The organism is Brevibacillus choshinensis (assembly GCF_016811915.1).
Lineage (GTDB): Bacteria > Bacillota > Bacilli > Brevibacillales > Brevibacillaceae > Brevibacillus > Brevibacillus choshinensis_A.
Genome location: NZ_CP069127.1, coordinates 1,711,299 through 1,723,548 on the forward strand (window position 1 = coordinate 1,711,299; position 12,250 = coordinate 1,723,548).

Below are 12,250 nucleotides of genomic sequence, written 5' to 3' on the forward strand. Positions count from 1 at the left end.
ATCTTACCAATCAAGGTGGATTGGAGGGATATGATGACATCACTCACGCTGCAGGACCTTGTGAATGTTGATACTCTTCAAGAAATCCAGGATCGTTTTGCAGATGCTACCGGCTTGGGTGTCGTGATTGCTGACCAAGACGGGACTCCAGTGACACAGCCGAGTAATTTTACGAATTTTTGCACATTGGTTCGTTCCTCTCCGGAAGGCATGCGCAGCTGCATCCTTTCAGATGAGCGCGTAGGTATGATGGCGGCTGAGCAGGGGAAACCCGTCATTCATCGCTGTCACTCGGGGCTGGTCGACCTAGCCGCTCCTATCATTGTGGATGAGAGATATCTTGGCTCCGTTCTGTGCGGGCAAGTGTTCATCGAGGATGAGGACGAGGCGAGGCTCGATTTCATACGCACTCAGACAAGACAGATTCCTGTCGATCAACAGCAGCTGTCCGAGTGCTTCCGGCAAATCGGTTTTACCTCACAAAAGCGGGTCGAAGCTGCTGCCGAGATGCTTTACCTGGTGGCCAATTACATCGTGAAAATAGGGGCAACCCACCTGACGCAGCAAGAGCTGTTCGCCAAAAAGCAGAAGCTGCTGGAAGAAGCGGAGATCCGTGCGAGACTCGAAAAAACACTGAAGGAAACCCAGCTGAAAGTGCTGCAGTCTCAGATCAATCCCCACTTTCTATTCAATACCCTGAATACGATTTCACGGCTTGCCTACCTGGAAGGGGCAGACCAGACGCAGAACGTAACCTATTCCTTGGCGAAACTATTGCGATACAGCCTCCGAAATATCGATCAGCTCGTATATCTGCGTGACGAACTGGAGCACGTCAAGCAGTATTTGTCCATCCAGCAATCGCGCTTCCCCGGCAGGATTCATTATCAGGAAAGGGTGGAAGCAGGGGTCGAGCTGGTGAAGCTTCCTATCCTGTGTCTGCAGCCGATATTCGAGAATGCCATCGTGCACGGTTTTGAGCCGAGGGAAGGAGACATGACTCTGACTGTCACTGCATTCACCGAAAATGAAACCGTTATCATCGAAGTCTGCGACAATGGAGCGGGAATGACCGAGGAAGATCTCGTGTCCATCTTCTCGGAAAACAAACCGCAGAACGGTGGGCATACAACCGGAATCGGACTGAAAAACGTGCACAAGCGGATTCAGCATTACTTGGGCGAAGAGTACGGGATTACGTCCATTACCAGCTGCTACGGAGCCCAGACCATCATTCAAATTACGGTTCCAAAGACAGGAGGGGCGTACATTGAAGCTGATGATCGTGGATGACGAGCCATTGGAGCGCGCAGTTCTGGCGATGATCATCAAAAAGCATAATTTGGGTCCCATTCGTGTTTACGAAGCGGTCAACGGCGCCGAGGCGGTAAGCGTGGCCAGGCGAGAGTGCATCGACATCACCATAATGGACATCAAAATGCCGGTCATGGATGGGATTACAGCAGCAGAGCAAATCAAGCAGGAGGTCCCAGACTGCCGGATAGTGTTTCTCACGGCTTACGACGAGTTTGATTACGCTTTGCGCTCGATCAAGCTGCGCGCAGATGATTATTTGTTGAAGCCGGCCCATCCGGAAGAAATCAGACAGGCGCTCGCTCGATTACTCCCGAACCAGGTGGAGCAGGAGGCCGCGTTTCCAGCTCATGCCGAGGGACACCAGGAGATCGGCAAGGTGATCGAATGCATCGAGCAAAATCTGAACCAGGAATTGTCGCTCGAATACCTCGCCTCTCTCGTCTATCTGAATGCCCAGTATTTGTGTCGTCTGTTCAAGCAGGTGACAGGACACACGATCAAGCAATACATAACCACTCGGCGCCTGGAGAAAGCCAAGTGCATGTTTCAGGGCACGAGCAAGACGATCGCCGAAATAAGCCTGGACTGCGGATTTTCTGACGCGAATTACTTTACGCGGGTTTTCAAAAAGAAGGAAGGGATGACGCCCTCCCAGTATCAACAGCAAATGTTGATTACGGAGAAGAAAAAGCACGTTACCTTTGGAAAGTATTTGATGTGAGCGCACCAAATGCTTGTAGTTCCCCGACAATTTGTCTGAATGGGGGGCTTTTTTTATGAAATCAGAAATGGAGAACGCAAAAAAACACCTCCGCGAAATTGGCCGCAAGAGGTGTTCCATTTATGATTGTCGCTTCAATGGATGATTCGCTTGCGCAGTGCGTCTGCGACACCTTGTGTCCGATTTTGGGCGCCTAATTTTTTTAAGGCAGATTTGACGTAATCTTGGACGGTAAACTCGCTGATGCCGATGCGGTCGGCCATCTCTTTGATGCTCTCCCCCCATGACATCCGCTGCAAGACTTCTACTTCGCGTTTGGTCAATTTGCTGGATCTGTTCAGCAGGGAATCAGTGGCGAGCGCTTTTCCCACTTGCTCGCCATACAGGCTCAGCGCATGCAACAGGCTGCTGTTGATCCCTCTGCAGCCGTCTGGATGGCCGGAAATACCGGCGTAACCGATCACATTCGTGCCGTGGCAGATCGGAACGATGAGAGCATAAGAGACACCATTTACATATTTTGCGGGGATCTGCCTGATGAGATCTGCATCGAGCAGGACAGCCCGCTTTTCACGGATAGCGGAATAGATGGGAGGAAGATTGCGGATATCTTCACGTTGATCCCGAATGGAGTACAGTCCCTCGGCATTTGCCCTCAGCAAGCCTTCACCCATTTGGCTGAGCATCGAATAGTTGTAGAGGACAGCACCCATAAACGGAAAGAGATCGATGAAACCGCGAACCGTAAGCACGAGTTTCTCTTCGTGATGAGGAGCCGTTTCGATGCGTTGGATATACTCTCGCAAAGCTGGACTGACCATGGAGTGACATCCTCCCTCCATTTTAGGGGTCGTGGACTACCTGTTTTTTGGGGATATATCCGTTATTTGTCACGACTTATAATAAAAATTGTAGCGCTTTCATTTTAACAAAATGCTTATCCATGAGTAAAGGTACTATATTCGGAATAGTTCGACAACAAACTGATACCTGTCATAGAGGAGGCTGCACGATGACTCTGGATCCAAAAGCAAAAGCATTTCTCGATATGGGGGCTGCGGCAGGGGAGCCGCCCATGAGTACATTGACGCCGCAGCAGAACAGGGAGCGAACGGCGGGCTTACAGGCACTGTCTGGAGAGCCGAAGCCTCTGGCAAAAGTAGAGAGCCGGATGATTCCGGTGGAAGGCGGAGAAATCGAGCTTCGCATATACACTCCCGAGGGTCCAGGAACCTTTCCCTTGTTTGTCTATTTTCACGGCGGCGGCTGGGTCATCGGGGATGTCGAGACCGTCGACACGGTGTGCCGAAATATCGCACACGAATCGGAATGCGTCGTAGCTTCCGTGAACTATCGTCTGGCCCCCGAGCATAAATTTCCAGTACCGGTCGAGGACTGCTACACTGCCGTGCAATGGGTATCCGAGCATGCGCAGGAAATAAACGGGGATGCGTCACGCCTCGCTATAGGGGGAGACAGTGCAGGGGGCAATCTGGCCGCGGTCATCTCCCAGCTGGCAAAAGAGCGCACAGGTCCTGCGATCTCTCTGCAAGTGCTGGTGTATCCGGTCACCCAGGTGGGCTGTGATACGGAGTCTTATCGGGAAAATGGAGAGGGATATTTCCTCACGGCAGACAGTATGCAGTGGTTTTTCCAGCAGTACTTGAATGCAGACGAAGAGAAATCGGACGTCCGGGTTTCCCCTCTGCTTGCCGCAGATTTGAGCGGTCTTCCGCCAGCCTTGGTCATAACGGCCGAGTACGATCCGCTGCGTGATGAAGGGGAGATGTACGCGGAGCGGCTGAAGCAGGCAGGAGTTCCTGTCGAACTCACCCGCTACGACGGCATGATCCACGGCTTCTTCTGGATGGCGGGCATCATGGACCAGGGCGCAGAGGCCATCTCGCAAGTATCAAACCGCCTACGCTCAGTCTTTGAACGGCTGTAAAAGCAGGATCGCAAAGGGGGGATTCGCCGATGAAGTTTATCGCCTTTCACTTGATGCCTTATCGAGAATTGCCTGCCGATTTTGAAGTGACGTATCCGAGCGTCTGGGTCACCCCGCCTAAAAAGCTGTTCGATCCGAAAAAAGGACATCGCATGTACCACGACTACCTCGATGAGCTGGAGTTTGCCGTTGATCTCGGCTTCGATGCGATCGGTGTGAACGAACACCACAGCAACGCGTACGGAATGATGCCTTCACCCAATCTGATGGGCTCGATCCTCTCGCGCAAGGTTCGCCGCAGCGACAAAACAAGCCTGATCGTCCTCGGAAACAGCCTGGCTTCCTACAATCCTCCCATTCGTGTAGCAGAAGAGATGGCGATGCTCGACGTTCTGACGGGGGGCAAGTTTATCGCCGGCTTTCCGGTCGGGACGTCGATGGACCAGAACTACGCGTACGGAATCAATCCTGCAGAGCTGCGGGAGCGCTATTACGAGGCACACGACCTGATCATGAAAACGTGGAAGAGCGACGACATCCTGACGTACAACGGCAAATACAATCAATTCCGGTACATCAATCCGTGGCCGCGCCCTGCTCAGCGCCCGCATCCGCCTGTGTGGATTCCGGGAGGGGGAAGCGTGGAGACGTACGATTTTTCCATCCATCACAACTACTCTTTCTCCTACTTGAGCTATTTCGGCCACAAATACGCCAAAAAAGTCATGGGACCGTTCTGGGATCGCAACGACGAGCTTGGCGCCGACCGCAACCCGTACAAAGCGGGCTATTGCCAAATCATCTGCCTTTCGGAAACGGATGAACGGGCGCAGATCGACTACGAAGAGCACGTGCGCTATTTCTTCAACAAATGCCTGCACGTAGACAGACGCGTGGCAGAAGCTCCGGGCTATCGTACGGTGAAGAGCTTGCGCGCGGGCCTCACCTCCCAGTTTGACGGCACGCAAAAGAGCGCGAGCCAGATGCTGAAGGATGGGATGGGATGGCAGGATCTGATCGATCACGGGTTTATCGTCGCAGGTTCGCCCGCTACCGTTCGCGAGATCATGCGAGAGAGTCTTCAGGACATGCGTGTAGGCAATGTCGTCTGCCTGTTCCACATCGGCTCCATGCCTCACTGGCTCGTGCAGAAAAACATGCAAATGTTCGCGGAGGAAGTGATGCCGCAGCTGCGTTCACTTTTCAGCGAGTGGGATCACTCCCATTACTGGCCAAAAGGGTATGCAGAGGACGCAAAGCAGGAAGCTGCCACTTCTGGCTAGATGTTCGCGTAGCAGACGGAAAAGGGAGGAGAGCGAATGGCGCAGCCAAAAGAGCTGTTGATACAGGCGAATGAAAACGTCAGCTTTGCCGTGAAGGTTGCGGGTCAAGGAGAGCCTGTCGTCTACTTGCACGGTGCAGGTGGCCTTGCGTGGGATCCGTTTCTCGAGGGACTGTCCCATCATTATCAAGTGTTCGCGCCGCACCTGCCTGGCACTGGACGGTCATCCGGGCTGGAAAACATCCGGGACCTGTGGGATTTAATCCTCTGCCACTATGATTTGTTTGACCGATTGGGACTCGATGCCGCTACGGTGATCGGACATTCGCTGGGAGGAATGATCGGGCTGGAGCTGGCCGCTACCGATCAGAGTCGAATCAAGCAGCTGGTCGCCATTTGTCCAGCGGGATTGTTTAAAGAAGAGGAGCCGGTACCGGATATGTTCGCGATGCTGCCGCACGAGCTCGCGGATCTGATGGTGGCAGATTCATCCTCGCCAGCAGCCGAGATGCTGCGGTATGTACCCTCCACGACAGAGGAACGCATCGAGGCGACGATCCAGCGGATGCAGAACCTGCAGGCGGCCGCTAAATTCCTCTGGCCGATCCCTGACAAAGGCTTGAAGCACCGCATCCACCGCATCAAAGCCCCGACGCTGTTCATTTGGGGAAGGCAGGACCGCTTCATGCCGGTCTCGTACGCGGATGATTTTTGCAATCGGATTCCCCACGCAAAGCTGGCTCTGATCGATCAAGCAGCCCATCTCGTGACGCTAGAGCAGACTGGGCAGGTGCTCACAGCGATTCAAGACTTTCTGCATGTCACGGAGGCGCATCAAAACATGACAGGAGGGTTTCCATGAGACAAGATTTCATTTCGACCAGTCAGAGAGGGCTGAATACGGAGCTGCTTCCGTACCAGCTGTACCAAAAAGCGAAACGCTATGGCATGTGGAATCCGCAGGACATTGACTTTACGCAAGATCGCGAAGACTACGCCAGAATGACAGATGAGCAGAAGGATGAGACCCTGCGCCGGATTGCCGGATTTTTGGGGGGAGAAGAGGCGGTGACGCTGGATCTGCTGCCGCTGATTATGGTCATCGCGAAGGAAGGGCGACTAGAGGAAGAGATGTTCCTGACTACGTTCCTGTTTGAGGAAGCCAAGCATACCGAGTTTTTCCGATTGGTCCTGGATACGATCGGGGAAAAGGGTGATCTGAACCACTATCACGGAGATGTCTACAAGCAGATTTTCCACGACATTTTGCCCACTGCATTGAATCGATTGCTGACGGACCACTCGCCGGAAGCGATAGCGGAGGCCTCCACCGTCTACAACATGTTTGTGGAAGGCGTACTCGCGGAGACCGGATATTACGCGTTTTATGAAGGGCTGAACAAAGCGGGTGTCATGCCCGGGCTGATGAAAGGCGTCGGCTACCTCAAGACAGACGAGTCCCGTCATATCAGCTACGGCACCTTCCTCCTGCAACGACTCATCTGCGAGCATCCCCATGTGTACGATGTCATCGCCAATAAGATGGCAGAGCTGGCGCCACTCGCAACCCAGCTGTATCAAGGGCCAGATCCTTCCAAACAAGCGAGCGCGTACGGTGTCCGGGTGGATGACCTGAGGCAGTTCGCCAAAAAGCAATTGTCCGTGCGCATGGAAGTGCTGGCTAGGGCAAAAGGGCAGACGATCGAAGAGCTGTATAAGCAGACGAAGGCCGCAGTGGATGTATAGGGAGCGCCTCCATTTCGGAGAGGCAGGCACTCGGGACTTTTCCGGGTGCTTTTTCGCTTGCCGGAATTCCCCTGTCAGTCATGAGGAGAAGGTTGGAGCTGCAATTCCGACTCTCGGCGGAGTAAAATACCATCGATCGTCCGTGTCGACTTGATCTCCCGATGCCATAGAATAAAAAGCGTCACAGGAAAACATTGGATAGGGAGAGAGACTAGATGAATAAACAAAAATGGATGATGATGGGTGCTTCTGCAGTGGTGTGTGCAGCGCTGTTTGCGCCTGGAGCGTTTGCGAAAGACAAGGATGACGCGTACAGGACCCAGTCGACACTTTTTGGAACATCGTATCAAATTCAAGACCAGGCAGTACCGACTTACGGTCCAGCTCAGTTCTTTGCCCCACCTGAAAATGACAATAACGAAAAATAAAACGAGGGCGTTCTACGCGTACACGCTGTCAGGCCAACTTTGGTCTGACAGCTGTTTTCTTTTCAGGGGACGAAGCGCCACTTGAGGCTCTCCCACATATGATGATGGGTGAAACAAAGCAAGGAGGGAGTTTGGCCGATGAGTGATCGCCACATGATGGCGGATGAGGAACTGCAAGTGTGGGCATACCGGCTGGAAGCCAAGTCGCCAATGGACGTCTTGGTCACGGCCGTTGAGAACTATGCGGGAGGACTCGTCCTCGCATCCAGCTTTGGTGCGGAAGACGTAGTGCTGATCGATATGCTGCACAAGCTGGCACCTACGATCCCTGTCTTTTACTTGGACACAAACAAGCATTTTCAAGAGACATATGATACCCGTGACCTTCTGCAAGAAAGGTACGGGACGACCTTTATTCAGGTTCTTCCTGAGCTGACTCTCGAAGAACAGGCAATAGTTCATGGCGACAAGCTGTGGGAAAGGGAGCCTAACCGATGCTGTGACATTCGCAAGGTAGAGCCTCTGAAGCGAGTGCTTTCCCAGTACCAGGCATGGATCACGGGAATACGGAGGGAGCAATCACTGACCCGCGCACATGCGAAAAAAGTGGAATGGGACGAGAAGTTCCATCTGGTGAAGTTCAATCCGCTGGCAGATTGGACGGATGCGCAGGTATGGGAGTATATACATGCACAGGGTGTCCCCTACAACCCTTTGCACGACCGCAATTATCCGAGCATCGGCTGCAGTGTTTGCACACGGGCCGTATTGCCAGGTCAGGACCCGCGCTCGGGACGATGGGCAGGTCACGAAAAAACGGAATGCGGTCTGCATAAATGACCGACGGGGAGGCTGGAGCATAATGGACATTTCTTTGCCCAAAAAGACGATCACGGTCGACAAATGGACCTTGTCCGATATTGATTGCCTGGCAATCGGCGCCTTTTCCCCGCTGTCCGGCTTCATGGCCGAGGACGATTATCTTTCTGTCGTGGAAAAGATGCGCCTGGCAAACGGAGAGGTTTGGCCGCTGCCGATCACACTGGCTGTCGACGAAAGGATTCATGGCGACATACTGCCTGGGGATCGGGTCCTGCTGCGCGGCGAGGATGGGGTAGGGTATGCAATCCTGCAAGTAGAGAGCTCTTATCGACCAGATAAAAAACGGGAGGCACAGCTCGTTTTCCGTACGCGGGATGAGGCACACCCCGGCGTGAAAAAGCTGTTTGAAAAAGGGAATCTATACCTGGGGGGACCGCTGGAAATCCTGCAGCGGCCAGTGCACGAGCAGTTTGCGGAGTACTATCTCACCCCTGCCCAGACGAGGGAGGCTTTTTTGCGCAACAGCTGGAAGACGGTCGTCGGCTTCCAGACGAGAAATCCGGTGCATCGCGCTCACGAATACATTCAAAAAGCCGCACTGGAAACCGTGGATGGTCTGTTTTTAAATCCCCTGATGGGGGAGACGAAATCGGACGACGTCCCGGCTGCAGTCAGGATGAAAAGCTATCTGGCCCTGCTGGAATGCTACTATCCGGCCAGCCGGGTTCTGCTCGCAGCCTTCCCCGCAGCCATGCGCTACGCGGGTCCGAGGGAAGCCGTCTTTCATGCGCTGGTGCGGAAAAATTACGGCTGCACCCATTTTATCGTGGGCCGCGACCACGCAGGCGTCGGTAATTATTACGGCACCTACGACGCCCAGCATATTTTTTCCGAGTTTGCGCCAGAAGAGCTGGGAATCTCGCTCCTCTTTTTCGAGCACAGCTTTTACTGCAAAGCATGCGAAGGCATGGCAACGACCAAGACTTGCCCCCACGAGGGCGATCAACATCTGACGCTGTCCGGTACCAAAGTGCGGGAAATGCTGAGAAATGGTGTCACACCACCCCCGCAATTCAGCAGACCGGAAGTAGCGAAAATTTTGATTGAAGGAATGCGCGAGAGAGAGTTGCAAGGTTGACAGAGGGTGGGAAGGAACGGTGCGGCCGTTCCTTTTTCTTTGTCCATAGGGGGACAAACTGGTTCGTTCGTGAATGCGCTTTCACCCAAAACCGTTGCTGTAAAGCCGTTTTCTACTGAGCATTCGTTCGGACGAAAGTCGAAAAATTTGTGGTTCTTTTCGTTGACACCCCCTAGGTGCCTAGCTATAATCAAACGTAACACTTTATATTCTGACAACAACAATATTGAAAATATTGTTATAATAGCAGGCTATGACGAGGAGGATGCGCGTCAACTCTTTTAACAGAGAGCCCGGGTTGCTGAGAACCGGGTAAAGAGCGCTCGCATTGCTCGCCTCCGAGCTGTTTCGCTGAAACTTACGTCAGTAGGTAGTAGGCAGAACCGATTAACACCCGTTAGCGTGTTCAGTCCACATTTGTTGTGACTGGCTGAGATCGGCTGACCGTGAGGCGCCGATAAAGTTGGGTGGTACCGCGAACCCTTTCGCCCCAAAAGACATGGAAACCTTACCGTGTCGGGGCGAAAGGGTTTTTCTATGTTCCTATAGTTATTTTCAATACCTGTTGGAAAGTGGGAGGAGGAGAGGAAAATGAGTGTTGAAATGGCCGAAATGCAGAAAAAGAACAGTATTCCGCCGATTCAATTCGGCGAAGAGGTGACAGGGGCGGAAACCTTGCTCCGGTGTTTGCTCCTCGAACAAGTAGAATACATCTTCGGCTATCCAGGTGGGGCAGTGCTCCCGATCTATGACTCGCTTTACGGGAGTTACTTCAAACACATTTTGACCCGCCACGAACAAGGTGCCATTCATGCTGCGGACGGTTACGCTCGCGCAACGGGAAAGCCTGGCGTGTGCATTGCGACTTCTGGCCCAGGGGCGACGAACCTGGTAACGGGAATTGCCACTGCTCAGATGGACTCCGTACCGCTGGTGTGCATCACGGGTAACGTAGCCCAATCGTTGATCGGAACAGATGCGTTCCAAGAAGCGAACATTACGGGAATCACGGTGCCTATTACGAAGCATAGTTATTTTGTCCGTGATGTGCGTGATCTTCCCCGCATCGTGAAGGAAGCGTTCCACATCGCAACGACAGGCCGTCCGGGTCCCGTGCTGATCGACATTCCGAAAGATGTAGCCAATGCGATCGCACCGTTCTCCTATCCGGAGACAGTGAACATCCGCGGGTACCGTGCTGAAGTGGTGCCAAGCGATGAAGATGTTCAAAATTTTGTGGCAGCTGTCCAATCGGCGAAGCGTCCGGTGATCATGGCGGGAGGCGGAATCATCGCAGCCAGCGCGGATCAGGAGCTTCTGGCCTTTGCAGAGAAAGCGCGCATCCCGGTGATCAACACGTTCATGGGTCTTGGCGGTTTCCCTGGGGTTCACGAGCTTTCACTCGGTATGCCGGGGATGCATGGAAACTTCACCGCAAATCAGGCGCTGCTGAACGCGGATTGCGTCATTGGACTCGGTGTACGCTTTGACGACCGGATTACCATGGGACGCACCAAGGAGTTCGCACCGAATGCACGCATCGTTCATGTCGACATCGATCCGGCTGAGCTGGGCAAGAACGTTTCGACAGCCGTAACGGTTACAGGTGATGTGAAGAATACCTTGGAAAAAGCAATTCCCCATGTAACGGCTTGTGATTCCGAGGCTTGGATCAAGCAGCTCAAAGACTGGCAGCAAAAACAGCCGTATAAGTACAAAAAAGACGGGGATACGATCAAGCCGCAAGCGGTCATCGAACTGTTGTACCGCTCCACAGATGGGGAAGCGATCGTCACTACAGACGTAGGACAGCACCAGATGTGGACAGCGCAATACTACAAGTTCAAAAACGCCCGTTCCTTCATCTCTTCTGGCGGACTCGGTACGATGGGCTTTGGCTTCCCTGCTGCGATCGGCGCCCAAATCGCTCACCCTGAGCGTACAACCATTGCTGTGGTAGGAGACGGCGGCTTCCAGATGACCAATCAGGAGCTAGCGATCGTATCCCAGTACAACATTCCGGTGAAGGTCGCCATCGTCAACAATCAGTGCTTGGGAATGGTTCGCCAATGGCAGGAGCTCTTCTACGACAACCGTTACAGCCAGATCGACCTGACCTGCAGCCCAGACTTCGTCAAGCTGGCCGAAGCTTACGGCGTGAAAGGCCTTCGTGCAACCACACCGGAGGAAGCTGAAGCAGCATGGGCAGAGGCACTCGCGCATGACGGACCGGTGGTCGTTGACTTCCGTGTCGCACAGGAAGAAAACGTCTATCCGATGGTCGCTGCCGGCAACACGCTAGATCAGATGGAATTGGGGGATGACTAAGATGCAGCAACAGACGCTTGCCGTACTCGTGAACGACTACCCCGGGGTATTGACTCGCGTATCCACCTTGTTTGGACAACGCGCGTTCAACATCGACAGCATCACGGTCGGGGGTACAGAAGAAGCGGGGCTGTCCCGGATGATCATCACGACCGGAGGGGATGACCGACAGATTGATCAACTGATGAAACAGCTGAACAAGCTGATCGATGTCATCTCTGTCACCAACCTCAGTGCCAATTCTTACGTGTCACGCGAGCTGGCTCTGATCAAGGTCAGCGCTTCACCTAGCCAATTGGCTGAACTGAATGGGATTGTCGAACCTTTCCGTGCAGCGATCGTAGATGTGGGACCTACCTCTCTGATCGTGCAGGTAACGGGTGACACCGAAAAAATTGATGCCCTGCTCGTTTTGCTGCAAAACTATGGGGTTCTCGAATTGACGAGAACGGGCTCGGTAGCGATGGCCCGCAGTATTGTTCCAGCAACAGCCGCAGCAACGGTTTAAATTGCAAAATTC

12 protein-coding genes are annotated in these 12,250 nt (G+C 53.4%); 11 read left to right on the top strand and 1 reads right to left on the bottom strand.

The genetic code is table 11. The annotated features are described in order from the left end of the window. The first annotated feature begins 30 nt into the window (after positions 1 to 30). A complete protein-coding gene (locus JNE38_RS08885) occupies positions 31 to 1,293 on the top strand; it encodes a sensor histidine kinase (protein WP_203356221.1) in 1,263 nt (420 codons plus the stop codon). Next, positions 1,280 to 2,038, top strand: a complete 759-nt coding sequence (locus JNE38_RS08890; RefSeq protein WP_238933709.1) for a response regulator transcription factor — start codon at positions 1,280 to 1,282, stop codon at positions 2,036 to 2,038. The genes JNE38_RS08885 and JNE38_RS08890 overlap by 14 nt, the downstream gene beginning before the upstream one ends. Before the next feature lie 134 nt (positions 2,039 to 2,172). Here the strand turns inward: JNE38_RS08890 and JNE38_RS08895 are convergent, their stop codons facing one another. Next, on the bottom strand, positions 2,173 to 2,859 hold the full coding sequence (locus JNE38_RS08895; RefSeq protein WP_203356223.1) for a helix-turn-helix transcriptional regulator: 687 nt from the start codon (positions 2,857 to 2,859) through the stop codon (positions 2,173 to 2,175). Positions 2,860 to 3,050: 191 nt separating this feature from the next. Here JNE38_RS08895 and JNE38_RS08900 point away from each other — a divergent pair, with 191 nt between their 5' ends. The 9 genes from JNE38_RS08900 (at position 3,051) to ilvN (ending at position 12,238) form a co-directional block, all read left to right on the top strand. Beyond that, a complete protein-coding gene (locus JNE38_RS08900; protein WP_203356224.1) occupies positions 3,051 to 3,986 on the top strand; it encodes an alpha/beta hydrolase in 936 nt (311 codons plus the stop codon). Between the two features lie 29 nt (positions 3,987 to 4,015). Further along, entirely contained in the window at positions 4,016 to 5,269 is a 1,254-nt protein-coding gene (locus JNE38_RS08905) for an LLM class flavin-dependent oxidoreductase (protein WP_203356225.1), read from the top strand. A 36-nt stretch (positions 5,270 to 5,305) separates the two neighbouring features. Continuing rightward, the gene (locus JNE38_RS08910) at positions 5,306 to 6,130 is read left to right on the top strand and encodes an alpha/beta fold hydrolase (protein WP_203356226.1); all 825 of its coding nucleotides are present in this window, start codon (positions 5,306 to 5,308) and stop codon (positions 6,128 to 6,130) included. After that, a complete protein-coding gene (locus JNE38_RS08915) occupies positions 6,127 to 7,014 on the top strand; it encodes a R2-like ligand-binding oxidase (protein ID WP_203356227.1) in 888 nt (295 codons plus the stop codon). Before JNE38_RS08910 ends, JNE38_RS08915 begins: the two co-directional genes overlap by 4 nt. Positions 7,015 to 7,229: 215 nt before the next feature. Beyond that, positions 7,230 to 7,442 (top strand): hypothetical protein, encoded by a 213-nt coding sequence (locus JNE38_RS08920; protein ID WP_203356228.1) that lies wholly within the window; start codon positions 7,230 to 7,232, stop codon positions 7,440 to 7,442. A gap of 138 nt (positions 7,443 to 7,580) precedes the next feature. Beyond that, complete coding sequence (locus JNE38_RS08925) at positions 7,581 to 8,282, top strand: phosphoadenylyl-sulfate reductase (RefSeq protein WP_203356229.1); 702 nt, start codon at positions 7,581 to 7,583, stop codon at positions 8,280 to 8,282. A 22-nt stretch (positions 8,283 to 8,304) separates the two neighbouring features. Then, positions 8,305 to 9,402: a sulfate adenylyltransferase gene (sat, locus tag JNE38_RS08930; RefSeq protein ID WP_203356230.1), complete on the top strand. Its 1,098-nt coding sequence runs from the start codon at positions 8,305 to 8,307 to the stop codon at positions 9,400 to 9,402. Positions 9,403 to 9,993: 591 nt separating this feature from the next. Continuing rightward, positions 9,994 to 11,730, top strand: a complete 1,737-nt coding sequence (gene ilvB / locus JNE38_RS08935; RefSeq protein WP_203356231.1) for a biosynthetic-type acetolactate synthase large subunit — start codon at positions 9,994 to 9,996, stop codon at positions 11,728 to 11,730. A gap of 1 nt (position 11,731) precedes the next feature. Further along, positions 11,732 to 12,238, top strand: a complete 507-nt coding sequence (gene ilvN / locus JNE38_RS08940; protein ID WP_203356232.1) for an acetolactate synthase small subunit — start codon at positions 11,732 to 11,734, stop codon at positions 12,236 to 12,238. The last annotated feature ends 12 nt before the right edge of the window (positions 12,239 to 12,250 follow it).

Bases quoted from the DNA above. Each gene is read 5' to 3' on its own strand.
- JNE38_RS08900 (WP_203356224.1), top strand. From the start codon at position 3,051: ATGACTCTGGATCCAAAAGCAAAAGCATTTCTCGATATGGGGGCTGCG.
- JNE38_RS08925 (WP_203356229.1), top strand. From the start codon at position 7,581: ATGAGTGATCGCCACATGATGGCGGATGAGGAACTGCAAGTGTGGGCA.
- JNE38_RS08905 (WP_203356225.1), top strand. From the start codon at position 4,016: ATGAAGTTTATCGCCTTTCACTTGATGCCTTATCGAGAATTGCCTGCC.
- ilvB (WP_203356231.1), top strand. From the start codon at position 9,994: ATGAGTGTTGAAATGGCCGAAATGCAGAAAAAGAACAGTATTCCGCCG.
- JNE38_RS08895 (WP_203356223.1), bottom strand. From the start codon at position 2,859: ATGGTCAGTCCAGCTTTGCGAGAGTATATCCAACGCATCGAAACGGCT.
- ilvN (WP_203356232.1), top strand. From the start codon at position 11,732: ATGCAGCAACAGACGCTTGCCGTACTCGTGAACGACTACCCCGGGGTA.
- JNE38_RS08915 (WP_203356227.1), top strand. From the start codon at position 6,127: ATGAGACAAGATTTCATTTCGACCAGTCAGAGAGGGCTGAATACGGAG.
- JNE38_RS08910 (WP_203356226.1), top strand. From the start codon at position 5,306: ATGGCGCAGCCAAAAGAGCTGTTGATACAGGCGAATGAAAACGTCAGC.
- JNE38_RS08890 (WP_238933709.1), top strand. From the start codon at position 1,280: ATGATCGTGGATGACGAGCCATTGGAGCGCGCAGTTCTGGCGATGATC.
- JNE38_RS08920 (WP_203356228.1), top strand. From the start codon at position 7,230: ATGAATAAACAAAAATGGATGATGATGGGTGCTTCTGCAGTGGTGTGT.
- JNE38_RS08885 (WP_203356221.1), top strand. From the start codon at position 31: ATGATGACATCACTCACGCTGCAGGACCTTGTGAATGTTGATACTCTT.
- sat (WP_203356230.1), top strand. From the start codon at position 8,305: ATGGACATTTCTTTGCCCAAAAAGACGATCACGGTCGACAAATGGACC.